This window comes from Candidatus Phycosocius bacilliformis, from assembly GCF_003112735.1.
Taxonomy (GTDB): domain Bacteria; phylum Pseudomonadota; class Alphaproteobacteria; order Caulobacterales; family Aquidulcibacteraceae; genus Aquidulcibacter; species Aquidulcibacter bacilliformis.
Genome location: NZ_BFBR01000001.1, coordinates 393,473 through 419,063, shown reverse-complemented (window position 1 = coordinate 419,063; position 25,591 = coordinate 393,473). Strand labels below are relative to the sequence as shown.

The 25,591-nt window shown below is 56.4% G+C and carries 24 protein-coding genes; 11 read left to right on the top strand and 13 right to left on the bottom strand.

The annotated features are described in order from the left end of the window. The first annotated feature begins 6 nt into the window (after window positions 1–6). A complete protein-coding gene (locus tag PbB2_RS02055; protein WP_238164805.1) occupies window positions 7–468 on the top strand; it encodes a YHS domain-containing (seleno)protein in 462 nt (153 codons plus the stop codon). A 9-nt stretch (window positions 469–477) separates the two neighbouring features. On the opposite strand, the gene PbB2_RS02050 is transcribed toward PbB2_RS02055, so the two are convergent. After that, the gene (locus PbB2_RS02050) at window positions 478–870 is read right to left on the bottom strand and encodes a helix-turn-helix domain-containing protein (RefSeq protein ID WP_108983612.1); all 393 of its coding nucleotides are present in this window, start codon (window positions 868–870) and stop codon (window positions 478–480) included. A 218-nt stretch (window positions 871–1,088) separates the two neighbouring features. On the opposite strand from PbB2_RS02050, the gene PbB2_RS02045 reads away from it, so the two are divergent. Next, on the top strand, window positions 1,089–1,967 hold the full coding sequence (locus PbB2_RS02045) for a 3-hydroxybutyryl-CoA dehydrogenase (protein ID WP_108983611.1): 879 nt from the start codon (window positions 1,089–1,091) through the stop codon (window positions 1,965–1,967). A 153-nt stretch (window positions 1,968–2,120) separates the two neighbouring features. Here the strand turns inward: PbB2_RS02045 and PbB2_RS02040 are convergent, their stop codons facing one another. The 6 genes from PbB2_RS02040 to PbB2_RS02015 form a co-directional block, all read right to left on the bottom strand. After that, window positions 2,121–3,050, bottom strand: coding sequence for a TraB/GumN family protein (locus tag PbB2_RS02040; protein WP_192576116.1), 930 nt, complete (start codon window positions 3,048–3,050; stop codon window positions 2,121–2,123). Window positions 3,051–3,122: 72 nt separating this feature from the next. Next, window positions 3,123–3,575, bottom strand: coding sequence for a hypothetical protein (locus PbB2_RS02035; RefSeq protein WP_108983609.1), 453 nt, complete (start codon window positions 3,573–3,575; stop codon window positions 3,123–3,125). Further along, a complete protein-coding gene (locus tag PbB2_RS02030; RefSeq protein WP_108983608.1) occupies window positions 3,572–3,766 on the bottom strand; it encodes a helix-turn-helix transcriptional regulator in 195 nt (64 codons plus the stop codon). The genes PbB2_RS02035 and PbB2_RS02030 overlap by 4 nt, the downstream gene beginning before the upstream one ends. Further along, window positions 3,763–4,482, bottom strand: a complete 720-nt coding sequence (locus tag PbB2_RS02025; protein ID WP_108983607.1) for a hypothetical protein — start codon at window positions 4,480–4,482, stop codon at window positions 3,763–3,765. The genes PbB2_RS02030 and PbB2_RS02025 overlap by 4 nt, the downstream gene beginning before the upstream one ends. Before the next feature lie 114 nt (window positions 4,483–4,596). Continuing rightward, window positions 4,597–6,063 (bottom strand): glycerol kinase GlpK, encoded by a 1,467-nt coding sequence (glpK, locus tag PbB2_RS02020; protein WP_108983606.1) that lies wholly within the window; start codon window positions 6,061–6,063, stop codon window positions 4,597–4,599. Further along, a complete protein-coding gene (locus tag PbB2_RS02015; RefSeq protein ID WP_108983605.1) occupies window positions 6,060–7,598 on the bottom strand; it encodes a sodium:solute symporter family transporter in 1,539 nt (512 codons plus the stop codon). The genes glpK and PbB2_RS02015 overlap by 4 nt, the downstream gene beginning before the upstream one ends. Window positions 7,599–7,732: 134 nt before the next feature. Between PbB2_RS02015 and PbB2_RS02010 the strand changes: the two genes are divergently transcribed. Both PbB2_RS02010 and lepA read left to right on the top strand, forming a co-directional pair. Then, on the top strand, window positions 7,733–9,865 hold the full coding sequence (locus tag PbB2_RS02010; protein WP_108983604.1) for an alpha-galactosidase: 2,133 nt from the start codon (window positions 7,733–7,735) through the stop codon (window positions 9,863–9,865). A gap of 69 nt (window positions 9,866–9,934) precedes the next feature. Continuing rightward, the gene (gene lepA, locus PbB2_RS02005) at window positions 9,935–11,737 is read left to right on the top strand and encodes a translation elongation factor 4 (RefSeq protein ID WP_192576115.1); all 1,803 of its coding nucleotides are present in this window, start codon (window positions 9,935–9,937) and stop codon (window positions 11,735–11,737) included. Between the two features lie 4 nt (window positions 11,738–11,741). Here the strand turns inward: lepA and PbB2_RS02000 are convergent, their stop codons facing one another. Beyond that, window positions 11,742–12,170: a hypothetical protein gene (locus tag PbB2_RS02000; protein WP_108983602.1), complete on the bottom strand. Its 429-nt coding sequence runs from the start codon at window positions 12,168–12,170 to the stop codon at window positions 11,742–11,744. A gap of 175 nt (window positions 12,171–12,345) precedes the next feature. Between PbB2_RS02000 and PbB2_RS01995 the strand changes: the two genes are divergently transcribed. Together PbB2_RS01995 and PbB2_RS01990 are read left to right on the top strand one after the other, a co-directional pair. Then, the gene (locus PbB2_RS01995) at window positions 12,346–13,368 is read left to right on the top strand and encodes an NAD-dependent epimerase (RefSeq protein ID WP_108983601.1); all 1,023 of its coding nucleotides are present in this window, start codon (window positions 12,346–12,348) and stop codon (window positions 13,366–13,368) included. Between the two features lie 32 nt (window positions 13,369–13,400). Beyond that, on the top strand, window positions 13,401–14,798 hold the full coding sequence (locus PbB2_RS01990; RefSeq protein ID WP_108983600.1) for an FAD-binding oxidoreductase: 1,398 nt from the start codon (window positions 13,401–13,403) through the stop codon (window positions 14,796–14,798). On the opposite strand, the gene PbB2_RS01985 is transcribed toward PbB2_RS01990, so the two are convergent. The 3 genes from PbB2_RS01985 to nth form a co-directional block, all read right to left on the bottom strand. Next, the gene (locus PbB2_RS01985) at window positions 14,795–15,559 is read right to left on the bottom strand and encodes a dienelactone hydrolase family protein (protein ID WP_108983599.1); all 765 of its coding nucleotides are present in this window, start codon (window positions 15,557–15,559) and stop codon (window positions 14,795–14,797) included. The genes PbB2_RS01990 and PbB2_RS01985 overlap by 4 nt on opposite strands. Window positions 15,560–15,576: 17 nt before the next feature. Beyond that, window positions 15,577–17,163, bottom strand: a complete 1,587-nt coding sequence (purH, locus tag PbB2_RS01980; RefSeq protein WP_108983598.1) for a bifunctional phosphoribosylaminoimidazolecarboxamide formyltransferase/IMP cyclohydrolase — start codon at window positions 17,161–17,163, stop codon at window positions 15,577–15,579. Between the two features lie 89 nt (window positions 17,164–17,252). After that, a complete protein-coding gene (gene nth, locus PbB2_RS01975; RefSeq protein WP_108983597.1) occupies window positions 17,253–17,969 on the bottom strand; it encodes an endonuclease III in 717 nt (238 codons plus the stop codon). A gap of 105 nt (window positions 17,970–18,074) precedes the next feature. Here nth and PbB2_RS01970 point away from each other — a divergent pair, with 105 nt between their 5' ends. The 4 genes from PbB2_RS01970 (at window position 18,075) to glmS (ending at window position 22,033) form a co-directional block, all read left to right on the top strand. Continuing rightward, window positions 18,075–18,614, top strand: coding sequence for a DUF2244 domain-containing protein (locus tag PbB2_RS01970; RefSeq protein WP_108983596.1), 540 nt, complete (start codon window positions 18,075–18,077; stop codon window positions 18,612–18,614). 11 nt (window positions 18,615–18,625) lie between these two features. After that, window positions 18,626–19,096: a VOC family protein gene (locus PbB2_RS01965; RefSeq protein WP_108983595.1), complete on the top strand. Its 471-nt coding sequence runs from the start codon at window positions 18,626–18,628 to the stop codon at window positions 19,094–19,096. Between the two features lie 43 nt (window positions 19,097–19,139). Then, window positions 19,140–20,090, top strand: coding sequence for an alpha/beta fold hydrolase (locus PbB2_RS01960; protein WP_238164804.1), 951 nt, complete (start codon window positions 19,140–19,142; stop codon window positions 20,088–20,090). Between the two features lie 119 nt (window positions 20,091–20,209). Beyond that, the gene (gene glmS, locus PbB2_RS01955; RefSeq protein ID WP_108983593.1) at window positions 20,210–22,033 is read left to right on the top strand and encodes a glutamine--fructose-6-phosphate transaminase (isomerizing); all 1,824 of its coding nucleotides are present in this window, start codon (window positions 20,210–20,212) and stop codon (window positions 22,031–22,033) included. On the opposite strand, the gene PbB2_RS01950 is transcribed toward glmS, so the two are convergent. Further along, the gene (locus PbB2_RS01950) at window positions 22,020–23,015 is read right to left on the bottom strand and encodes a glycosyltransferase family 2 protein (RefSeq protein ID WP_192576113.1); all 996 of its coding nucleotides are present in this window, start codon (window positions 23,013–23,015) and stop codon (window positions 22,020–22,022) included. The two genes, glmS and PbB2_RS01950, sit on opposite strands and share 14 nt — an antisense overlap. 2 nt (window positions 23,016–23,017) lie before the next feature. Further along, window positions 23,018–24,988, bottom strand: a complete 1,971-nt coding sequence (gene tkt, locus PbB2_RS01945; RefSeq protein ID WP_108983591.1) for a transketolase — start codon at window positions 24,986–24,988, stop codon at window positions 23,018–23,020. Window positions 24,989–25,176: 188 nt separating this feature from the next. Between tkt and PbB2_RS01940 the strand changes: the two genes are divergently transcribed. Then, window positions 25,177–25,581 (top strand): hypothetical protein, encoded by a 405-nt coding sequence (locus tag PbB2_RS01940; protein WP_108983590.1) that lies wholly within the window; start codon window positions 25,177–25,179, stop codon window positions 25,579–25,581. Window positions 25,582–25,591: the final 10 nt, after the last annotated feature.

Here is a 25,591-nt window from a genome sequence, read left to right as displayed (position 1 = left end):
CGAACAATGAAAAAGCGATCCACCGCCCTGATGCTCGCACTTGCGCTTTCCCCTCTGGCGATTGCCAGCCCCGCTTTGGCTGACAAGGCCCCGGTTTGGACCAGTTTTGGTTCCAATGTTGCTATTCGCGGCTATGATCCGGTGGCCTATTTTACCGCTGGAAAGCCAGTCGAAGGTTCCGCCCAGTTCAAGGTAACCTATCAGGGGGCCGAGTTCCGTTTTGCCAGCGCCGCCAATCGCGATGCCTTTTCAGCTAATCCGGCTCGTTATGCACCACAATTTGGCGGCTATTGTGCTTGGGCTGTCAGTCAAGGCTATACCGCCGGGATCGACCCTCAGGCCTGGGCGATTGTCGGGGGTAAGCTCTATCTCAACTACAACAAAGACGTTCAAGCCCGCTGGCAGCAGAATACGGCCGCCAACATCGCTGCTGGCAACCGCAATTGGCCCACTGTCTTGAAGAAATAGTCTGCTTGATCATGCCGCGTCTGTGGCGTCGTCCTTTAGGGCCTTTGCAAGGTCCAAAAGGCGCCGCCGTGGGCGCTCGCCCAGACGGTAATAGGCGCGGATCAGTTCCAGCGTTTCCTTCTGACGCAGGACGTCGGGCCCGATCTCGTCATCATTGGCCGCGGGCTCGTTGGCAGCGGCTAGATTGCTGAGCCCGTCGTAAAAGTATTGCACGGCAATCGACAAAGCACCGGCCAGTTCAAATAAGCGGCTGGCGGTGATGCGATTGGCCCCACACTCATATTTCTGGATCTGCTGGAAGCGGATGCCGACAGCGTCGGCCAGTTGCTGCTGGGTCATGCCCATCAGACGGCGACGGCGGCGCAAGCGGCGTCCTACGTGCAGATCAATTGAATTGGCCATCAGGTCCTCCTGGTTCTCGCAATCACAAACGCCGCCTGCCCTGAATCGATCCGTTTCGGGACGGCTGACGCGGTTACCGACAGCCAAGTGCAAGCACTGTGCCGAGGCGTTTTGTCGGGTTTGCAGCAATAGGTGCTTGCCGTAACCGCGCCTCGCGCTTAGCTTGCTGCAACTGCGAAGAAAGCAGTCTGATGACAAAGGGCAGGTCTTTCCAACTCATGGCACAAATTAAGAAAATTGGCGTCATTGGCGCCGGCCAAATGGGCAACGGTATTGCCCACGTTGCTGCTTTGGCAGGATATGATGTCCTTTTGAACGATATCTCGCAGGATCGGCTCGACCTAGGTCGCGCCAAAATTGAGCGCAATCTGGCCCGTCAGGCCGCGCGCGGTCTGATCCGTGATGACGAAGTGGCCCCGGCTTTGGCGCGCATCGTCACCACGACGGCGATCGAAGATCTGGCTTCGATTGATCTGGCGATCGAGGCTGCCAGCGAAAAGGAAGACATTAAGCGCGCGATCTTCAAGTCATTATGTGCTGTCGTCGGACCGCAGACGATCTTGGCGTCCAACACATCTTCATTATCGATCACACGTTTGGGGTCGTCCACTGATCGGCCCGAACGCTTCATTGGCCTGCATTTCATGAATCCAGTGCCGATGATGAAATTGGTTGAGGTCATTCGTGGCTTGGCCACCAATGAAGAGACCTATGAGGCGGCGACCCAAGTGGTCAGCACGATGGGCAAGACCATCACCAATGCCGAAGATTTTCCAGCCTTCATCGTCAATCGGGTTTTGATTCCGATGATCAATGAGGCAGTCTACACCTTGTATGAGGGTGTCGGTACGGTGGAGGGCATTGATAAGGCCATGCGGCTGGGGGCCAATCACCCGATGGGCCCGTTGGAACTGGCCGATTTCATTGGTTTGGACACGATCTTGTCGATCATGCAAATCCTCAATGAAGGTCTCGCCGACACCAAATATCGCCCTTGTCCGCTGTTGGTGAAATATGTCGAGGCTGGTTGGCTGGGTCGTAAGACCGATCGCGGCTTCTATGATTATCGTGGCGAGACGCCAGTCCCCACGCGCTAATCCGTGACTGTTGTCGCATCGCCATCCTGGATGGTGAAGCGGGTTCTCGGCCATTTTTGGACCAGTTGGTCGGGCAAGGGAAAACCCCTCTCCTTCGCGGAGAGGGGCTCTATGCGGCATAAGCTCTTGGCGCGCGGCGCGCCGCTCTGCGGATTATCGTGCGTTGGGGTTAACCCGTTGGCTCTTAATGCCCTTGCGCTCTAGGAAAGATTGAACGCTGTCAGTACCAGCAAGGTGTCCGGCACCAACGGCAACAAATACGGTGCCAGGCTGTGCCATGCGCCCCGCAATCCAATTGGCCCAACGTTCATTGCGGTCGCTCAGCAATAATTTAGCGAGCTCTGGCTGGGTCCGCAGGCTGGCATTCATCAAATCGGCCAATTGCTGCTCGTTCCCGGTCTTCCAAGACACCACCATCTGGTCGATCATGGTTGAGATCTGGTCCCAGTCTTCAATCGTGGCGACAAGCATTTGCCGCTGCTGGGCTTCGCTCATGCTGGCAAAGAAGCCCACTTGCTCTGCGCCGGTCTCGAAACCTTCCACAGGCTTGTTGGCGGCACGAGCTAAACTATCGAGCGTCTTGTCGATACCTTGCTCAGGGTTCAAGCCCAGCTTGGCATAAACGCTGAGCGACAGAACAAGACTGGCCAGCCAAGGTCTCATGGGTTGCATTGCCTGAGGGGGAATCCCGGTTGCGGCGATAATCTTGTCCAAACGTGCCTTTTGAGAATCGCTCAGCCCATCATAAATCGTCTGACCGGCAGGCAATTGGCCCTGAGTTGCCATCAATTGGGCGATTGCTGGGCCTTCGGCCTCCAGATTAGCAATCTCCAGACGCAGTGAGTCGGACTTGTCAAAGGCTGCCTTCACCGCGCCGTGGTTCCAATCTACATCCGGGCGCATCAAGTGGAAGGTCCCGAATAGATAAATGGTGGTGTCAGCGTCCTTCACCACCCACAAGGCTGGTGTTGCCTTTGTGGTTGCCGGTGCTGGTGCAGCAGCCGGGGTTTGGGCCGAGGCAGGGGCGGCCTGGAAGGTTAAAAGGGTGATGGCAGAGGCAAATGCCAGAAGGGTCTTTTTCATCATTTTCTCCAAGAAAGGTGGGGAGTGGGGGAGGAGACGTGTCTGTAAGTCTCAGTTTGGTGGCCCGCGTCCTTACCGACGTTTGAGCCAGAGATGGGCCCAGACTGCGAAATAGGTCACAACGAGGACGCCGATGGTAGCGCCGACGCCAGCGGCGAAGGCGTGGGTTTTGGTGCCAAGCCAGCTTTCGAGGGCTGGCAACTCAAAATCAGGAAAGCCCAGAAGGGCAAGAATCGGAATCATGCCGAACGCCATGGTGGCAACACCCGCCCACAAGAATGCAACCTCATGGGTCTGACGGGCCAGTTCGTCCAGCAGCCTGATGTAATGAATATTGGCAGCCAACACAGCCAGCATGGCAATGCACACCAGTCCAACCAACAGGCCATTCGGCGCGCTGCTGGTATTGAGAGCCGTGCTGAATCCCAAGAGGCCACCGCCTAAAAGCGAGCCGATGATATAGGCGTTGATCTTGCTTTGTCGGGTCCAGCCTTTTTGAGGCGGCTTTGAGTCGGGCTCGGTCATGGTACATCCTCAAAGATGGCTTCTATCGGCAGGCCAAACAGGCGGGCGATCTTGAAGGCAAGCGGGAGGGAGGGATCGTATTTGCCAGTTTCCAAGGCGTTGATGGTTTGGCGGGAGACATCGAGCGCGTCAGCCAGGTCGGATTGGGACCAATCCCGCTCGGCTCGGAGAACTTTGAGACGGTTTTTCATGCGTCATCCATCCCTAAGGGCGAGAGCATGCTGGGGTCTTTGGCTCCTGCCACCCAACTATAGGCGATCAGATAAATCACTTGGTACCAGACGAAGAAGTCGAAGGCGGTGATCGAGGTTGTGAACCCCAGCTTCGCGGTCGCCATCAAAATGATGCCGATCGGCAGGGATATGAAGCAGGACAATGCGCACGCCTCAATCCAAATCGCGCGGAAAAACTCATCCAAAATGTGCCAGAGCCGATAGCCGCTCCAAGCCATCATGGCTGTTCCGGTTATGACAGCGCCCAGATAAATGCCCTGCATGTTTTGAGTAAGACTTGGCAGGACCTGGATGATCATCAGGGCTGCGAGCGCAGCTGAGTAGCCGACATAGAAGATTAGCAGCATAGGATAGGCCCGTCGGGATCCAGGTCCATCGCCTAAACCTCCTGTCATGGCGCTGTTGGCGGCAATTCTGGGATTGATGATGGCAGCCCCAAACAACACGGCACTGACCAAATAAATGGCCAAGAGGATGATGCCGAGGAACAGGCTGATGGCTGTGGTCCAGCCAATCTCGTCAAGCCGAAGACCCGCCTCGCCCTGATCTGCGGTGTGAAGCCAGCTGCCCGCAAAATATCCGGTAATGCCACCCAAAACCATGAAGACAAGGATGCCTGCGATAAAGGACTTGATTGACTTGGTCCGTCGCTCTGAGGATTGCTTATCCGACATATGTCATGTGTCCTTGCTAATTTGACAAGGAAGCTTGTCACACATCGGCACAGACATGTCAAGCACCCTTGTCAAAAAGACATGAGTGCTTGTCTGCTCCGTGTTTTCAGAGAGTCAGGCGAGGACCCGCTTCAGCGCTTCGGCCCATCCTGCTAGGCGGGTTTGGCGCACCTCGCGAGGCATGGCCGGGGCAAAACGCTCAACCTTGCCACGCATGACAGAGGCCTCTGCCAGTGAGGGATAAAGGCCTGCGCCAACAGCCGCCAACATGGCTGCTCCCAAAGCCGTGGTCTCGATAAAGCTGGGCCGTTCCACATCAATGGCCAGAATATCGGCCAAATCTTGCGCCATCCAATCATTGGCGACCATGCCGCCGTCGATCCGTACCTCAGCCCAGTCCGCGCCATCAGCTGCAAAGGCGGTTTTAAGATCATGTGTCTGATGCGCCATGGCCTCGAGCGCAGCACGCACGACATGGGCCTTTTTGGCCGAAAAGCTGAGACCGTGGATCGCCCCGCGTGCATGGGGCTGCCAGTGCGGGGCACCAAGCCCTGACAGGGCTGGCACCAGATAGACGCCGCCGTTGTCCACAACGCTCCGGGCCAAGCTTTCAGAATCCGCGGCCTTTTCAATCAGTCCCAAATCATCGCGCAGCCATTGCATCAGACTGCCGGCCACAAAGACCGAGCCTTCAAGCGCGTAATGGCGCACCCCATCGAGTTGCCATGCAATGGTGGCCAAAAGCCGGTTACGTGAGTGGGGCAGGCTTCGTCCAGTCTGGGTCAGCACGAAGGCTCCGGTGCCAAACGTCGCCTTGGTCTGGCCGGGCATCAAGCAGGCTTGGCCGATCGTCGCTGCCTGTTGATCGCCAGCCATGCCGCAAATTGGGATCGGCCTGCCGAATAAATCCGCCTTTGTGAGGCCCAACTGCCCAGCGCAATCAACAATCTGGGGCAAAATGGACTGGGGCACGCCAAACAGCTCGCACAAACCATCATCCCAGCCCGAACTGCCAATCGACATGAGGGCTGTACGCGAGGCATTGGTCGCGTCGCTGATATGGGCACCCCCGGTTAAGCGATAGACGAGGTAGCTCTCGATCGTGCCAACAGCCAACCGATCGCCAGCCTCTTTAAGCTGCTGCCAATGGCGCAGGGCCCACCCCATTTTGGAGCCTGAGAAATAAGGGTCGAGCAGCAAGCCGGTCTTAGCTTGCACCATGGTCTCATGGCCTTGATCTTTAAGGGATTGGCACAGATCCGCCGTGCGCCGATCCTGCCAAACGATGGCAGGTGCCAAAGGCTTGCCCGTACTACGATCCCAAAATACGACGGTCTCACGCTGGTTGGTGATGCCGATGGCCGCAATCTCCTGCGGCCCGCCAGCTCTGGCCACCATCTCCTGCGCACAGGCCAGGGTTAGGGTCCAAATCTCCTCGCCATCATGTTCTACGAGGCCAGGGGCGGGGTAATGCTGCGTCAGCGGCTTCTGTGCGCTACCCAGACAGGTGCCGTCCCCGTCAAACAGCATGACCCGTGTCGAGGTGGTGCCTTCATCGATGACAAGGATTTTTCCGCTCATGACTCACTGGCCTTCATAGCGCGCCCGGTGGCGCTGAAAATAAACACAGCTTTGTTGCCAAACACCCAGCGGTTAACGTTCAACGCCGTCAGGACTGAACTGATCAAAACGATCAGCATGACATCAATATAATGCAGCCATGGCAGACCGATATGCTGGTAGAAAGATTCGCCAACGAACAAGGTGTCGGGTTTGTAGAGCACGAACGTGTGGAAGCCATAGAGCAGGAAGCCGAAGATCAGCCCTGCAATGGCGGCACGTGCATCGACATTGCGGAACAGCAGCCCCGCAATGAAAGCCGACAGGATCGGCATCGAGAACAGTCCGTTTAGTTCCTGCAACAGATTGATGATGCTCTTGGCATTTTGGAAAACCGGCACGAGCGCAATCGAGGTGATTGTCAGCACGACCGAAGCAATGGCCGCCAGCCGCCAATGGTTCTTGACCGTTGCAATGAATTTCTCATGAAAGTCGATGGCGTAAAGCGCGACGCTGGAATTGAGGATGGCGCTGGTGTGGGCAATGACAGCCGCGGCCATCATGGCCGCAAAAGCTCCCGACATCCAGGATGGCAGCACATGGGCGACCAGTTTGCCATAGGCCTCGTCGCCGACGCTGCCGAACAATTTATAGGCCACGACGCCGGGGATCACCACGATGGCTGGAATGATCAAAATACGCACAACCGCTGCCGCCAGCACGCCCTTTTGTGCTTCCTGTACGGTTGGGGCAGTCATGGCTTTTTGCGTGATATTCTGATTGGTAGACCAATAGAAAATCTGGATGAAAAGCATACCGGTGAACAGCGTATGGAAGGGAATGGGTGAGGTGAAGGACCCGATCATGCTGATGCGTTCTTCTGGTACGCCGCTGACAATGTCGAAATCCACCGCCGCTAGCGCGAGGATGACAACCAGAAAGGCAATCGCCAGCACGCCAATTCCAGAATAGGTGTCCATGACTGCCACCGCGCGCAGACCGCCTGTGATTGTATAAATGGCGGCGATGATCGCCATGGGGGCGGCAAACCATAGGAGCGACCAGTCCACCCCGAACATGGATTTAAGGAACAGGCTCCCGCTGTAGAGGGCTGCAGGCAGATAAATCAGCACGTTGCCAATAAGAAACAGCGCAGAAATCACCGTGCGGATGCTGCCGCCCTTATAGCGCTTTTCCAAAAGCTCCGTCACCGTCGTGCATTTGTGGCGATAATAGATCGGCACGAAAACATAGGCTAGGATTAGCAGGCCGAAGAAACCGCAAATCTCCCACCAGGCCAGCAGGAGCATTTGATTGCCATTCATGCCGACCAATTGTTCGGTCGATAAATTGGTGAGCGTGATTGCACCGGCAACAAACAACCATGACAAGCCGCCCCCAGCCAAAAAGACTTCGCGGGTCGTACCGCCGTCTTTTTGCCGATCCTTATTGGCCGCCCCGGCACCATGGACCTTCCAATATGTGAGAATGGCAATCAGGGCCGTCAGGCCGAAGAAAATGCCGATCTGTAACGCTGACGCGCTGCCCTGCAACATGGCATTTCCCCCTTATGCCTCATGGCTTTTCATTCAAACCAGACACTAGTAAGGCCTCTTAAGTGTGGCAAGCGGGCCGACCGGGCGGACCTGTGATTTCCGCGACTATGATCACGCAGAAGGGAAGAGGGCAGATGGACACTGTAATCCTGCATGGTGGCGGCAGCAGTGTGGTCCTAGCCACGACCATCGGTGAGCCGCCCGCGATACTTCATTGGGGTCCGGGCCTGCCGGACGGCATGATCGGCGCTGATCTGAAGGCACTGACAGGCCATCAAGGTGGGCCTGGTAGTTCGGATGTGTTTGTCCATGCATCTCTGGCTATGGAGGCGGGTTTGGGGCTTCTGGGGCCGACAGGAGTTGTCGCCCATCGCGGTGGCAAGGATTGGGGCAGCCGATTTGTGGTCAAAAATGTCTCAGACATTGATGACGGCGTGATCATGACTTGTGCAGATGCCACGACCCGAATTGAACTGGCATATCGTATTCAGCTTGACCCGGTGACCGGGGTCATGCGTGTCACTGCGGAATTGGCCAATCAGGGCGAGCGTGATTTGGACGTGGCCGAGTTTGCCACAGCTGTGCTGCCTATCCCTGCGCATATGAACGATTTGATCGGTTTTACGGGGCGCTGGGCGCTGGAGTTTCAACGCGAGCGCTTGAACCGGTTTGCGGGCACTTATCTGCGTGAAAGCCGCCGTGGTCGCACCTCCCACGATGGCTTTCCGGGAATCATCTTGTGCGCGGATTCAACAGATGAGCGACAAGGCGAAGCCTATGGCTTGCATTTGGGCTGGAGTGGCAATCACCGGATGCGCGTCGACACGCTTCATGATGGGCGGGTGTTTGTCGGCCTTGGTGCGCTCTTCGGTGCCGGCGAGATCCGTCTAGCACCTGGCGCACGATTGACTGCCCCAACCATTCATGCGGCCTACAGCTCTGAAGGCCTGAGTGACCTGTCACAACGTTTCCATGCCCACGTCCGGCAGCATGTGTTGCGTCCCCAATTACGCGAAAAGCCGCGCCCAGTTCACTACAACACGTGGGAAGCGGTTTTCTTTGATCATGACTTTGAGCGCCTCAAGGCTTTCGCGGACCGCGCCGCAGCGATCGGGGTCGAGCGATTTGTGCTAGATGACGGATGGTTCGGTTCCCGGCGTGATGATACCTCAGGTCTGGGAGACTGGGTTGTCTCTCCGGATGTTTATCCTGATGGGCTCAAGCCGCTCATTGATTATGTCACTGGGCTTGGCATGGAAATGGGGATCTGGTTCGAGCCAGAGATGGTGAACCCGGATTCTGATCTTTACCGAGCCCATCCCGATTGGGTCTTGGGACTAGCACATGTTGATCAGGTGCCGTTTCGCAACCAATTGGTGCTGGATATCTCGCGACAGGAAGTTTCTGACTATTTGTTCGAACGGATCGACGCCATTCTTCGCGATCATGATATTTCCTATGTCAAATGGGACATGAATCGCGACATCAGCCATCCTGGTGATCATCAGGGGCTCCAGCGCGGTCATGCCCAAGTTGAGGCTCTTTATGCTTTGCTCTCCAGATTGCGCACGGCCCATCCAAGCGTCGAGTTTGAATCCTGTGCCTCGGGTGGCGCACGCACTGATTACGGAATTCTCGGCTTGACGGACAGGATCTGGACTTCCGACAGCAATGATGCCCTCGACAGGCAGGAAATCCAGCATGGGGCGAGCTTTTTCTTCCCACTGGAAGTGATGGGGGCCCATGTCGGGCCCCGGCGCTGTCATATCACGGGGCGTACATTGTCGATGGCGATGCGGGCTGGCACAGCCATGATCGGCCATATGGGGCTTGAGCTCAATCTCTTGGAAGAATCCGAAGCGGAAATGGCGGTCCTCGAACAGGCAATCAACCTGCACAAATCCCACCGGAACCTTTTGCACACCGGCAATCTGGTGCGCCTGAAGACCACAGCCGATTTGATTGGGATGGGTGTGGTGGCGCAGGATCAGTCCCAAGCGCTTTATTCTCTTTCGATCATGAAAAGTCAGACCCAGCGCCTTTTGCCGCGCGTTCAATTCCAGGGCCTTGATCCAGATGCCGACTATCGCCTGAAGCTGGTTTGGCCGCCACGCTTTAAGTCTTGGTCACCGGCCTCCAGTGTCGAGACGCTCGACCTGCTGGGGGAGGGAAAGGTACTGCGCGGGCGCGTCTTGACCGATCTGGGTATTGGTCTGCCCCTGACTGCCCCAGAGCAAGTTTTGATCTTCCACGTGCACGCAGTCTGAACCCGCCCGCAAACCACCAACAGTATCAGGCTCTTTCCCCGGTGGGCCTGTCAGGCTATGTCCCTGCCCATGACTCCCCGTGAAAACATCCGCAATTTCTCCATCGTGGCCCACATCGACCATGGCAAGTCCACCTTGTCGGATCGGCTGATCCAGCTAACGGGTGGACTCACGCAACGCGAGATGAAAGACCAAGTGCTCGACAGTATGGATATCGAGCGCGAGCGTGGCATCACGATTAAGGCGCAGACCGTGCGGCTTGAGTTTCAACGCGATGGGCAGGACTATGTCCTCAATCTGATTGATACCCCAGGTCATGTCGACTTTGCCTATGAAGTCTCCCGGTCGCTGGCTGCGTGCGAGGGGGCGCTGCTGGTCGTTGACGCAAGTCAGGGTGTTGAGGCGCAGACCTTGGCCAATGTCTATCAGGCCATTGATGCAGATCTTGAAATTGTCCCGGTTCTTAACAAGATTGACTTGCCTGCAGCTGAACCTGATCGGGTGAAAGCTCAAATCGAAGAAGTCATCGGTATTGATGCGTCTGACTCGGTGATGATTTCGGCCAAGACCGGGCTGGGGATTGAGGATGTGCTTGATGCCATCATTACCCGTCTGCCCGCTCCCAAGATTGGCGACCGCGACGCCCCGCTCAAGGCACTATTGATGGATGCCTATTACGACCAGTATCTGGGCGTGGTGGTGCTGGTGCGCATCATAGACGGGGTGCTGAAGAAGGGCATGAAAGTGCGCATGATGGCCACCGGGGCCAATTATGCACTCGACCGGGTCGGGGTGTTCAAGCCCAAGATCACAGAAGTTGAAGAATTGGGTCCAGGTGAGATTGGCTTCTTGACTGCCTCAATCAAGGAGGTGGCTGACGCCGCCGTTGGTGATACGATCACCGAAGAACGCCGTCAGACTGCGACCATGCTGCCGGGCTTCAAGCCAGCCCAACCGGTGGTTTTCTGCGGGCTTTTCCCAGTGGATGCTGCAGACTTTGAAGATTTGCGCGCCGCTATGGGCAAGCTTCGCCTGAATGATGCAAGTTTTTCGTTTGAGATGGAGACCAGTGCCGCCTTGGGTTTTGGCTTCCGCTGTGGCTTCCTTGGGCTATTGCATCTTGAAATCATTCAGGAACGGCTGAGCCGAGAGTTTAACCTCGACCTGATCGCCACCGCGCCATCTGTCGTCTATGAAATCAAACTCAAGAGCGGTGAAACGCTGCACCTTCATAATCCCGCCGATATGCCCGATGTGATGTCGATCGAGGCAATTGAGGAGCCTTGGATCAAGGCCACCATTCTAACCCCAGATGAGTATTTGGGCGGGATTATGAAGCTGTGTCAGGATCGGCGCGGCAATCAGCGCGAACTGACTTATGTCGGCTCACGCGCGATGCTGGTATATGAATTGCCACTCAATGAAGTGGTGTTTGACTTCTATGATCGTCTCAAGAGCATTTCAAAGGGCTATGCGTCGTTTGATTATGCCATCGAGGGCTATCGGCCCGGCAACCTCGTGAAAATGTCCATTCTGGTCAATGAAGAGCCGGTTGATGCCCTATCAATGCTGGTCCATGCCACACGCGCTGAAATGCGTGGGCGTTCAATGTGCGAGAAATTGAAGGATCTCATCCCGCAGCATTTGTTTAAAATCCCCATCCAAGCTGCCATTGGTGGCCGCGTGATCGCGCGGGAAACTATCTCGGCAATGCGCAAGGATGTGACAGCAAAATGCTATGGTGGTGATGCCAGCCGCAAACGCAAACTGCTCGACAAACAGAAGGCCGGCAAAAAGCGCATGCGCCAGTTCGGTAGTGTCGACATTCCACAGGAAGCCTTCATCGCCGCCCTGAAAATGGATGCCGACTGAGCGATCATTGTGCCTTTGGCTGCTTTAGAGCACCGCTGGCAATCACTGGGATAAGATAGGCGATCAGGAAGAGTGTGTTGGCAGTGGCGTTGCCCGGTGAGCCCAAAACGAAAGAGAGGCTCGTATCGCCCAGCCACCACACCAGAATGGCCCCGGTCAGCGGGACAAACAGGCGCAAATGGGGGTTCTCAATCGCCACCCGAACCAGGATGAGCATTGTCACGCCCCAACCCATCATCACCGCGCCCAATACCATAGCTGTCAATCGCGCAGCCTCTTCCCAGCCCTTGCCATCGATGGGCCAGGCCATTGCATCAAAGTAAAGGCGCACACCCCAATCGGTGGCAGGCAGGCCGCTGCCCAAGAAGATGAGACCAAGGACAATAACACCTCCGCACCAGAGGTTAAGCCAGTTTCGCCAAATCGGGGCCATTGGGATCTCCTATGCTGTCTGACAGTGTACTGGTTTCTTTTGAAAGACCGCAATAACGTCAGAGGTCATGGCCTCTGCATCGCGTAGTGGTATTCCGGCCCCAATCCGGCAATGATGGTGCTGTTGGGTAACCACGCTCGTTCGGGTGCCTACACTATCGTCGAAGGTCGTCTTTATGCGCGTTCTGGTTACCGGTGCTGCTGGCTTCATTGGGTTTCACACCGCCGCGGCATTGATCGCACGTGGTGATCAGGTCGTGGGCTTTGATGTGGTCAATGATTATTACGATCCGGCCTTGAAGGAGGCCCGTCTGCGAGAATTGGCTATCCTATCAGATAGAGGGCCTGGCCAATTCAGTTTTGTGCGCGCTGATCTCGCCGATGCTGCTCACGTAGATGCGTGCTTTGCAGACCATCGGTTTGATCGGGTCATTCATCTGGCAGCCCAAGCTGGCGTACGTTACTCGCTTGAGAATCCCCGCGCCTATGTCGCGTCCAATGTGTTGGGCTTTACCAACATCCTAGAGGCCTGCCGCGCCCATAATACTGCCCATCTGACGTATGCGAGCACGTCGAGCGTTTATGGCGGCAATACGCACATGCCGTTTTCCGAGAGCCATGGCGTAGACCATCCGCTGCAATTCTATGCAGCAACCAAGCGGGCCAATGAGTTGATGGCCCATGCCTATAGCCATTTGTTTGGTCTGCCGACCACAGGGCTGAGGTTCTTTACCGTGTATGGGCCTTGGGGTCGGCCGGACATGAGCCCCTATTTGTTCACTCAAGCTATTCTGGCTGGCGAACCGATCAAGCTGTTCAATCATGGCCAGCATAGCCGCGATTTTACCTATGTCGACGATATCGTCGAGGGCGTTATTCGCGTGAGTGATCAGATCGCCCAGCCAGACCCTGATTGGAACAGCGCCACCCCTGACCCTGCAAGCTCATCGGCTCCATTTCGGCTCTACAATATTGGCAACAGCCAGCCTGTGATCCTGTCGGACTATATTGCTGCGATTGAAAGGGCGGTGGGCAAGAAGGCAGTGGTCGAGTTGCTACCATTGCAGCCGGGTGATGTGCCCGATACTGCCGCAGATGTGACTGCACTGGTCAATGCAATCGGCTATAAGCCAAATACACCCATCCAGGACGGGGTAGATGCGTTTGTGGCCTGGTATCGCAATTATCACGGGCTTTAGCCCTCTAAACTCTTGATTAGGACTAATTGGAAATGGATGCGCATCTGTCGACCTTGGCTCGCTTGAAGGACCGCCTCGGACCACACGGATGGACGGAGGACCCGGACCTGATTGCGCCCCACTTGATTGAATGGCGCGACCGTTGGTCGGGCCATGCGCCTATTCTGTTGATGCCGTCCACCACAGAAGAGGCCCAGGCGATTATCGGGCTCTGCCATGAAGCTGGCGTGGCTGTGACCACCCAGGGGGGTAATACGGGGCTGGTCGGGGCCCAAATCCCTCTAGGCGAGGTCCTGATTTCAACCAAGCGGCTCAATCTTATTCGCGCGATTGATCCCGTTGATGATGCGCTTGTGGCCGAGGCCGGGGTGGTGCTGACCCAAGTCCAGGACGCTGCGCGCCAAATCGGCAAGCGTTTCCCACTCAGCCTCGCTTCAGAAGGCTCTGCCACCATTGGTGGCCTGATTTCCACAAATGCCGGGGGTGTGCATGTACGTCGTCACGGCATGATGCGTGCCCAGATTTTGGGCTTAGAGGCCGTTCTGGCCAATGGATCGCTCTATGAGGGTCTGTCTGCCTTACGAAAGGACAATACGGGCTATGACCTCAAGCACTTGTTCATCGGTGCGGAAGGAACGCTCGGGCTTGTCACGGCAGCAACCTTAAAGCTGGTCGCCCAACCTCGGCACACAACGGTGGCCTTGCTCGCACTCGACACACCCGAACAGGCCGTTGCCCTCTTACATCGGTTGGAAGAGGAAACCGCTGCAGTGGCCGCTTTTGAAGTGATGAATCATCTTGGTGTGTCACTCGCGGTCAAAAACATCCCCAACGTCCGTATTCCATTCGGCACCATCCCAGCTTGGATGGCGCTGGTAGAATTTGAAGGCCCCAATGCCGATCTTGTGGATCAAGTGGAACAAGCTTTGGCCTCAGCCCTTGAGGCTGGGCTCGCCCAAGATGCCGTGGTGGCGCAGAATGAAACTCAATCCAAATCCTTTTGGTATTTGCGTGAAGAGATGAGTGCGTGTCAGAAGCCTGAAGGGGTGGCCGCCAAGCATGATGTCTCTGTCCCTGTTTCAAAAATACCAGTCTTTCTGCGACAGGCCGACGCCGAAGCTGACCGGGTTGCACCGGGTGCGCGCGTGGTGGCCTTTGGTCACTGCAGCGACGGAAATATCCATTATGATGTCATCCAACCCCAAGATATGTCGGGGGATGCCTATATGGCATTGGTGCCGCAGATGAATGAGGCGATCCATGACGTTGCCATGTCATTCAATGGGTCGATTTCGGCTGAACATGGAATTGGCATTAGTCGCAGAGATGAGTTCCTACGCCGTGAACCTCCGGCTCATCTCGCCCTTATGCGGGCGATCAAAGCCAGCTTTGATCCCAAGAACATCATGAACCCGAGAGTGCTGCTTTAACCCAGATGTCGAACCATCCAGCTTGCGAAGCGGGACTTGGCATCCTCAAACAAGACTGCGTCATAGCGGAAAGTTGGATTGACAGAAATTTGTTCGTCAAAGGAATGGGTCGCACCGGGGTAAATATGGGTTTCAATGAGGCCACCTGCTTTGGCGAGCATTTCTGCCGCCCGCAAAGGTAAGCGGGTGCCTGACAAATTATCTTCGCCTGCAAGCAAGAAGAAGGCAGGGATTTTCTGTGTCCAGCCAAGGCGCAAGGTCTGGGCACCCAAGCCACACCAAGGGTATACCAGAAACGCCGTCTTCAGTCCGGCCAGCGGATCAGCGGGCACGTCCGTCAGGCCTGCGAACTCGGCAACCTGGCTCCCCAGTGCCAATCCATCCATGACAGTCCAGCCACCATGACTCCAGCCGGCTGCCCCCAATCGGCGCGCATCAACCCAGTCTTGATGTCGTGCCCAATCCATCAGAGCGACTAGATCACCAGCCCGTTCTCGTCCCCATAGCCGCATGCCCGTGCACACCAGAATCCGGGCTTCGTTTAAGCTGATATCGCGTGGTCGAAACGAATCTACCACCACGCTTGCAATCCCATGCTTGGCGGCTTCTGCAGCATAGGCGGGTTGAGGACCATCGGGGTCACCGCAGCCATGAAACAAAAACAAGGTCGGAAATGGACCCGGGCCAGGCGGACGAATGATCTGGCAATGAGGAAGGAGGCGCTGGGCGCGGCTATTCAGGGACTCACGCGGAAACTTCACCGTCGCCTCCTCAGCAATCAGTGGCGGAAATGGCGCATGCCGGTAAACACCATGGTAATCCCAGCATCATCGGCTGCCGCGATCACCTCGTCATCGCGAATTGAACCGCCAGGCTGGATGACCGCTGTTGCCCCAGCCTCAACAGCCTGCAAGAGGCCGTCTGCAAACGGGAAGAAAGCATCGGACGCGCATGCGGAGCCGATCGTGGCTGCCTGAGCCCAGCCTGCGGTGTCAGCAGCTTCCCTGGCCCGGACTGCGGCAATGCGGGCGGAGTCGCGACGATTCATCTGGCCGGCACCAATCCCAGCAGTCACACCGTCCTTGGCATAAACGATCGCATTTGACTTTACATGTTTGGCCACTCGGAAAGCAAAAAGCATGTCGATCAATTCTTGCTCGGTGGGAGCCCGCTTGGTCACCACTTTCAAGTCATAGGCGGTAATGCGACCGGTATCGCGGTTTTGCACAAGAAAGCCGCCTGCCAAAGTGCGGAAAGTGACCCCCGGCTGGGCTGGATCGGGCAGGCCGCCAGCAACCAGAAGGCGGAGGTTCTTCTTTGTCGCAAAGATAGCACGAGCTTCCTCGTCGGCATCGGGTGCAATGACGACTTCGGTGAAGATCTTGACCATCTCGCTGGCAGCTGCGCCGTCCAGGGGACGGTTGCAGGCCACAATGCCACCAAATGCCGACACCGGATCGCACGCCAAGGCCCGCTCATACGCATCACGCAAACTGCCGCCAATCGCCACACCACACGGATTGGCGTGTTTGATAATGGCGACGGCGGCGGCTTCATTGGCTGAAAACTCAGCTACCAATTCATAAGCTGCATCGGTGTCATTGAGGTTGTTGTAGGACAATTCTTTGCCCTGCAACTGGCGAGCAGTCGCCACACCAAAGCGCTTTTCCGTGGTTGTATAGAATGCGGCTTGCTGATGAGGATTTTCGCCATAACGCAGGCTTTGCACTCTGCCCCCGCCAAACGCGCGCCAATCCGGCGAGGTCTCGCCGACCTGTCCCGCATACCAACCCGAAATCGCAGCATCATAAGCTGCAGTCCGCGCATACGCCTTGGCTGCCAATTGCTTGCGGGTGATTTCCTGAGTGCCGCCGTGAACGGACATATCGGCCAGAACTTTCTGAACATCCGACAAATCGGTGGCAACCGCACACCACTCAAAATTCTTGGCCCCGGCGCGGATCATCGCTGGGCCGCCAATGTCGATGTTTTCAATACAGGTTTCAAAATCTGCGCCAGAGGCCAATGTCGCCTCAAACGGGTACAGATTGACCCACAACAGATCAATGCCCGCGATTCCGTGTTTGGTGAGGGCGGCTTGATGATCGTCAACATGGCGCAGTGCCAAGAGTCCGCCATGGACCGCCGGATGTAGCGTCTTTACCCGGCCATCCATCATTTCAGGAAAGCCGGTCACATCGGCCACATCAATCACAGCCAGCCCAGCCGCTGACAGAGCCTTGCTTGTTCCCCCGGTGGAAACCAGAACCACACCTTGATCAGCCAGCGCCGTGGCCGTTTCAATCAGACCGGTCTTGTCCGAGACAGAGATCAGGGCCCGGCGGACAGGACGGATGGTGGACATGGGACTTAGGCTCCAGCTCAAGGATTTTGGCACGTTCGCCGCGCTTATAGGCGCAGAATCAGTTGGTGGCGACTCAATCCCTGCACAGATTACCTCGGGCGTGCGGCTTTTGCTTTAGCTGGCTTGGGCGTATCAGCGGGATTGGGTGTTTTGGTCTTGAACTTACAAATATCAGCGATGCCACACCGCCAACATGCTGGTTTGCGCGCATCACAAACATAACGACCATGTAGGATCAGCCAGTGATGGGCGCCCTTTTTGTAGGTTTCTGGCGTCACGCGATCCAGAATGGCTTCGACCTGATCAGGCGTCTTGCCGGGCGCCAAACCGGTCCGGTTTGAGACGCGGAAGATATGAGTATCGACAGCAATTGTCGGCTGCCCGAACGCCTCATTCAGCACCACATTGGCTGTCTTGCGACCGACACCGGGTAATTCTGTCAAAGCATCGCGGTCTTGGGGAACCACACCGCCATATTTCTCGATCAGAAGTTCTGACAAGGCGATGACATTCTTGGCCTTGTTCCGCCATAGGCCAATGGTTTTGATATGGGCGGCAACGCCTTCTTCGCCGAGCGCGAGCATTTTCTGGGGTGTGTCGGCAATGTCGAACAATTTCCGTGTCGCTTTATTGACGCCCACGTCGGTGGCTTGGGCAGACAAAGCCACGGCCACGACCAATGTATAAGGGTCGCGATAGTCAAGTTCAGTGCGCGGGTCAGGCCGTTCTGCCGCCAATTGCGCGTAGAGAGCGGCGATTTCAGCGGCTTTGAGTTTGGAACGGGCGGGTTTGATCGTGCGAGCCATAGTCTGGCTTTACCCACACGCGATCCAAGGGGCAATCGCTGATCCTCTGCCATCCCATGCAGGCCACAACTTTGCAAACGCCCAGATTGCGCTAGCTTAATCCTCATGAGCACGACGATAATCGCCCTGGACCGCGCGCCTGAATTTGATCAGCGTGATGCGATATATATGGACGCAGTTCTCAAGCCCAATCGCTCCCTATCGACGAACGGGTTTCGCGTGGTGATGCTCAGTCTGGCGGCCATGAGTTTTGCGGCTGGTTTGGTGTTCTGGTCGATTGGAGCTTGGCCCGTCATTGGCTTTTTCGGGCTGGATATTGTGCTGCTCTATCTTGCCTTCAAAGTGAATTTCAAAGCTGGTAGGCGAGAGTGTGAGACCATCAAAGTCAGTGCTGCCCAGATCGCCATTTCCAAAACATGCCAGCGGGGTAAAGTGGGTTGGTGGCGGGTAAGTCCAAGTTTTGCGCGGGTGATCATTGATGAAGTCAATGAATATGAGACCCATGTCACCTTAGCCGCTGGTGGCGCACAATTACCTTTGGCAACTTGCTTGTCTCCACCTGAAAGGCTGGCCTTTGCCGAGGCGCTGAAGTCCGCACTGGATCAGGCGCGTGGGGAGCGTTATCCCAGCGAAATCTGTGTTTGAAAGGATCAAGAGTGGAATATCTACATACAATGATCCGCGTCGGCGATCTGGATAAGGCATTGGCTTTCTTCTGCGACGGCCTTGGCTTGGTCGAGTTGCGCCGCACAGAGAATGAAGCCGGCCGTTTCACATTGGTTTTTCTCGCAACTCAGGCTGATATCGCCCGCCATCAAGCCTTGGGCGAAACCAGTACAGGGGGATTGCCGGTTGGCCTGCCCATGATTGAACTCACCTATAATTGGGATGAGCATCACTATGAGGGTGGCCGCAATTTCGGTCATCTCGCCTATAAGGTCGATGATATTTATGCCATGTGCGCACATTTGCAGAGCCGTGGTATCATCATCAACCGGCCGCCGCGCGATGGCTATATGGCGTTTGTGCGCTCACCAGATGGCATCTCGGTGGAATTGTTGCAGCGGGGTCCTGCTTTGCCCCCGCAAGAACCCTGGGCCAGCGCAGCGAATATTGGCAGCTGGTAGAGTGTTTTGGCTTGGCCATATTTCTTCAAAAGGAACCGAGATGATGAAGCGTTTTGTGGCCCTGTGTTCGCTTTTTCTTGCTGCATTGGGCACCAGCGCCTGTAGCCCTGATTTGCGCGCCACGGTAGCCGAAGCGCGCTACACCTCCCCGGCAAGCCAGTTTGTTACGACGCGGGCAGGTTTGCGCGTGCATGTGCGAGATGAGGGCAAGCCTGATGCTCCCGTCCTCATCTTGGCCCACGGTTCAAACGCATCCCTGCATACGTGGGAGCCTTGGGTTGGGCAGCTCAAAGCAAATTGGCGCATCATCAGTTTCGACTTTCCCGGTCACGGTCTGACTGGGCCGTCACCGGATGGTATCTATAGCACCACGAGCTATGTGCAGGTGGTCGATGATTTAGCCAATTATTTCAAGCTGGACCGCTTTGTTTTGGGGGGCAATTCAATGGGTGGGGGCGTGGCCTGGCGCTATGGCCTCGCCCATCCTGAGAAACTTGCAGGTCTCATTTTGGTCGATGCAGCGGGCTATCCGCGTGACACAGGCAAGCCGCCACTGGTTTTTCGTCTCGCCCGCACACCCGGCGTGGGTGAAGTTTTCTCGCGCTTCACCACGCGAGGCATGATTGAAGCCAATCTCAAGCAGGTCATTGTTGATGATGCATTGGTTACCGACCAGATGGTGACACGTTATCACGACCTCCTCATGCGGGAAGGCAATCGTCAAGCAACACTCACCCGTATGCGCGCCGGTCCCGATGCGCCAAATGCACATCAGCAAATCCCGACAATCAAGGTGCCAACTTTGGTGATCTGGGGCGAGGCCGACCCTTGGATCCCACTTGCCGATGGCCAGCGCTTTGCGCGCGAGATTGCTGGTGCCAAGCTCGTGACTTACCCTAATATTGGCCATTTGCCGCAAGAAGAAGTTCCGGTGCAATCTGCAGGTGAGGTCGAGGCCTTCCTGCGTCAGATTTATGGTGTCTCTCAGCCCTAAGACCAAGATCATGCAACGGGCTGTCACCAAGTGTGACAGTACAGACACTGGCATGAAGTCGGCAAGCTTTCTATCAAGGCGACCGGATACAGCATCCGGCAGGTCATAAGAGGCGTTTCATGTGCGGCATCATTGGTATTTTGGGGCAGGAAGAAGTTTCTTCGCGTTTGATCGATTCATTGAAGCGACTGGAATATCGTGGCTATGATTCAGCCGGTATCGCCACTTTGGTTGACGGGGTGATTGATCGCCGTCGTGCACAGGGCAAAATCCGCAATCTCGAAGATGTGCTCGTCCAGTCACCTCTGGCCGGAGTTGCCGGGATTGGTCACACACGTTGGGCCACACATGGTGCCCCGTCTGAGCGTAACGCCCACCCTCATGCCACCAGTCGCGTGGCGGTTGTGCATAACGGCATCATCGAGAACTTCCGCACCTTGCGTGCGGAATTGGAAGCCGAAGGTCGGGTGTTTGATTCTGAAACCGATACCGAAGTCATCACGCAGTTGATTTCGCGCGCCCTCGATCAAGGCGACAGTCCAAAAGATGCCGTGATTGCTGCGCTCAAGCGGGTACGCGGGGCCTTCGCGATTGCCTGTCTGTTTACCGGGGAAGAGGATTTGCTGATCGGTGCGCGTCAGGGCAGCCCATTGGTGGTAGGCGTTGGCGAAAGTGAAATGTTCCTCGGCTCGGACGGCATCGCGGTGGCACCTTTCACCAATCGTGTCATTTATCTCGAAGAGGGTGATCTGGTCGTACTGACCCGCACCAGTCACGCCATTTATGACCTTGCCCGCGCACCGGTAACCCGGCCGATCAAGATTGTTGCTGCCAGCGCAGCAGCGGTCGAGAAAGGCAATTATCGCCACTATATGCAGAAGGAAATCCACGAGGAACCAGATGCTGCGGCCCGCACCATCGGCCATTATGTCGATCCGCTGGAAGAGCGTGTCAGCTTGCCGGACTTTGGCGTTGATTTTGCCCAGATTGACCAATTGTGGATCATCGGCTGCGGTACAGCTTATTTGGCCGGCCGCGTGGGCGAATATTGGTTTGAGCAAACCGCCGGGCTTTCTTGCGAGACAGACATTGCGTCTGAGTTCCGTTATCGCGAACCAGTGGCGGCCGGTCGGGCAGCAGCGCTGTTCATCTCGCAATCAGGTGAGACTGCCGATACGTTGGAGGCTTTGCGCTTATGCAAGCGCAAGGGTTGGAAGACGATTGCTGTGGTCAATGTGCCCGAAAGCTCAATCGCGCGCGAGGCCGATGCTGTCCTGCCGACCTTGGCCGGGCCTGAAATCGGAGTCGCCTCAACCAAAGCTTTTGTGGCGCAATTGTCCGCGCTTGCCGCTATCTCGGTGGCAGCTGCTCTGGCGCGTGGGCAGATCGACCGTGATGAAGAGCGCCGCCTCGCGCATCTCTTGATGGAGACGCCACGCCTGATCCGCGAAGCGCTCAAAGTTGAGCCAACCATTGCGAGCGCCGCAGAAGAAGCCAGCCATGCCCGGTCCATCCTCTATATTGGTCGCGGCATGTCCTATCCGATTGCGCTGGAAGCCGCTCTCAAGCTCAAGGAAATCAGCTATATTCATGCTGAAGGCTATGCGTCCGGCGAGTTGAAGCATGGTCCTATTGCGTTGATTGATGAAGTTACCCCAGTCTTCGCCATCGCGCCGCATGATTCTTTGTTTGAAAAGACCATGTCTAATGTGCAGGAGATTGCTGCCCGCAAGGGCCGCGTCACCCTGTTTTCCGATGCTCAAGGCATTGAAGAATCAGGCACTGTTGCCCGCCACACGATTGAAGCGCCCAAGGCTGAACCTTTTGTTGCCCCAATCGTCTATTCACCCCTAATCCATTTGCTGGCTTATCATGTGGCCGTGGCTAAAGGGACGGACGTCGACCAGCCGCGTAATCTGGCAAAATCTGTTACGGTTGAGTGATTGGGCGCAAAACAATGGCCCGTTTGAGAAGCGCCATCGGTGACCAGGCAAATTGGCGGGCTAAATCCGCCAGTCTGACCCGTCGGGTTGCTTGGACTGTTCGGCGGGCCTGCCAAACTGAGCCGAGACCGACAAGTCCATCCTTCAGGCCGCGGCCATAGGCTGCCCCGGCTCCACGCCACATAGCATGGGCCCAAAGCAACAAGGTGGCAGCAAGATGGGGCAGCAACATGATCCAGAACAAGATACCTGGCATGTTGCGCACAAAGGTCCACAGTCGATTGCGTGTGCCATGATAAACGGCAAAATCTGACAATCGCCCACTTGAAGCGGAGCCCAAATGCCGGACTTTGGCACCCGCTAACTGGATAACTCTGCCCCCTGAGAGTCGATGGCGGAAACCCAGATCAACATCTTCGCAGTAACAAAAGAAACTTTCCTCAAAGCCGCCAAGGGCAGCAAACACATCGGCCCGCCACATTGCTGCTGCGGCACAGGGGCTAAATGTTTGCCCATCCGCCAGATCAATTGCTCGTGGCTTACGATAGCCGCCACGAAAGGGAATGCCTGCGGCATGATACACATCGCCAGCACCATCCAGTTGGCTTGGGTCTTCATCGAGAATCTGGGTTGATCCAAATGCCGTAATGTCGGGATAGCGGCTGGTTGCGGTGAAAAGTTCAGCAAGCCAATCCGGTTCGGGGAAAGCATCAGGGTTCAGGCAGATCAGCCACATTCCTCGTGCCAATCGGGCAGCCTGATTATTGGCAGCGGCAAAGCCAGTATTGACTGAATTGGCAACATATTGGGTTGCCCGCGCCGCCGTTGCTGGTTCAGGTTCCGCGCCACTTGGAGAGGCATTGTCGATCAAAATGGTCTCGAAGCCCGTGAAGCTCTGGGCGTCGAGACAGTCAAAGAGCCGGGGCAAGTGCGCCCGGCTCTTGTAAGCCACAATCAGAATTGAGACCTGTGGCTCTGGCAAGATCAGTCCAGCGCCTGCACAGCCGCGCACACCGCTTCAGCCGTGATACCGAAATGGCTGTAAAGCGCCTGATAGGGGCCTGAAGCGCCAAAACCGGTCATGCCGATAAATGTCCCTTTAGGGCCAATCCAGCGATCCCAGCCAAAGCGGACGGCCGCTTCAATCGCCACTTTGGGCAAGTTGCCGCCCAATACCTCGTCTTGATAGTCTGCGCTTTGGGCGGCGAATAATTCAAGGCAGGGCGCGGATACTACCCGCACACCAATCCCGGATTCGGCTAAGCGAGCTTGAGCTGCCATGGCAATTTCAACTTCAGAACCCGTTGCAATCAACACTGCCTTTTCAGCTAGGCTTGAAGGCGAGAGTACATAGGCACCCTGGGCCGAGCGATTGACGGGTGAGCCGTCTCGTCGCTGGAAAGGCAATTTTTGGCGGGTCAGCGACAAGACCGATGGGGTCGTGTCGGCCAACAGGGCCAACTCCCAGCATTCGGCAACTTCAACCGGATCGCAGGGTCGGAAAACCTGGACATTGGGAATTGCGCGCAAGGAGGCCAAGGTCTCGACAGGTTGGTGGGTTGGCCCATCTTCGCCCAAACCAATACTGTCGTGGGTTAGTACATGGATTGTTCGCACGCCCATGAGTGCCCCCAATCGCAAAGCAGGGCGCAAATAATCGGCAAATACGAGGAAGGTTCCGGCATAGGGCACCACACCACCGTGCAATGCCATGCCGTTCATGGCAGCTGCCATTCCATGTTCGCGCACGCCATAATGGACATAGCGGGCGGCATAGTCTTTGGCACCATAGGCGCTCATGCCGCTGACTTTGGTGTTGACTGAACCGGTGAGGTCAGCAGAACCCCCCATCAAAACGTCAAAGGCTGGGACGAGGGTCTCCAATGCAGCGCCAGAGCTCTCCCGCGTGGCCATGCTTGGCGTCTTTGCGGCCATCGCGCCTGCATGATCGGCAACCAGCTGGCGCAGGGCTTTGGCGTCCACGCGCGAGGCCAAACGTGCCTCAATTGCTTCAGCATCAGCGCGCGCGGCCAGCCGGGCCTTCCAATCTGCATGCGCCGCAGCCCCGCGGCTGCCCGCCGCACGCCACGTCGACACAATTTCGTCCGGTACCACAAAGGGGGCATGAGGCCAGTTGAGCGCTTGGCGTGTGGCCTCAATTTCGGTGGCTCCTAGTGGTGAACCATGGGTCTTGGCGGTACCCGCCAAATTGGGCGAACCATAACCAATTTGGGTTCGACAAGCGATCAGGACCGGTTTGTCTGATTGCAGGGCAGCCGACATGGCTGCCTCTAGGGCGACAGGATCATGCCCATCGACCTTGCTTGTGGCCCAGCCAGCAGCGTCAAACCGTTTCAGCTGATCGCCGGTTTCTGCAACTGACAAGGCCCCGTCGATAGAAATCTCATTATCATCCCACAGCACGATCAGCCGGTTGAGCTTGAGGTGCCCGGCCAGCGAGATGGCTTCATGGCTGATGCCTTCCATCAAATCCCCATCTGAGGCGATCACCCATGTGTGGTGGTCAACCACGTCGGACCCTAAAGTCGCGCGCAAATGTGCTTCAGCCATCGCCATGCCGACGGCCGTCGAAATCCCTTGCCCAAGTGGGCCAGTCGTGGTCTCAACCCCCGGCACATGGCCGTATTCAGGATGCCCTGCCGTCAAAGCGCCAATTTGGCGAAAGGCTTTCAATTGGTCCAAGGTCATGGCTTCATAGCCAGTCAAATGCAGCAAGGAATAAATCAGCATCGACCCATGGCCAGCTGAGAGCACAAAGCGGTCACGATCATGCCAGTTGGGGGCTTTCGCGTCGAACTTCAGAAATTTCGTGAACAGGACCGTGGCAACATCGGCCATCCCCATCGGCATGCCGGGATGCCCGGAATTGGCAGCTTGGACCGCATCCATGGACAGGAAGCGGATCGCATTAGCAAGGTCATGGTGGCTAGTCATAGGGGGAGCTTTCACTGATCACGTATGGCGGATCGCTTATCGGAACTGCGGCAGTCAAACAATGCTCAATTGCATGCGATATTGGTCATGCGCCCCTGACTCAATCCCGACTCATTGTGGACAAAATCTACGCCCGAATCTGTCGTAGTCATGCTGCATAACGAGCTCACAGACAGTGAGGCACTAACATGACCATTCTTCCCTACCCCAAGTCTCGTCGCCGCAAAGCCGTTTCAACTCCAGCCCCAACACCTGTCATGGTGGCTCCCCCATCCGGTGCGCTCCTGAATGCCATTCTGTCCTACGCGGACATCAGCGAGGATATTGGCGGCGGCCTTGTTGTGCTGCGCGTCAGTGCAAATCGCATGAATGATCCGGTGATTATCCAAAATCTTGGTCGCGAGGCGGCCCGATTGGCAGATGTCTCTATTCTCTGGAACGACGATGAGAGTGAAATCCACACGGTGCTCGATGCAGCCATCCCAAGCGGGGTTGAGGATTTCTGGGCCGAGCCGCACTTCGAACTGACGGATCTGGCCATCGCCTATCTGGATGAACTGGCCGACGAAGAGGTTCAGGCAAAGGCCGGCTAGGCTTATGCAG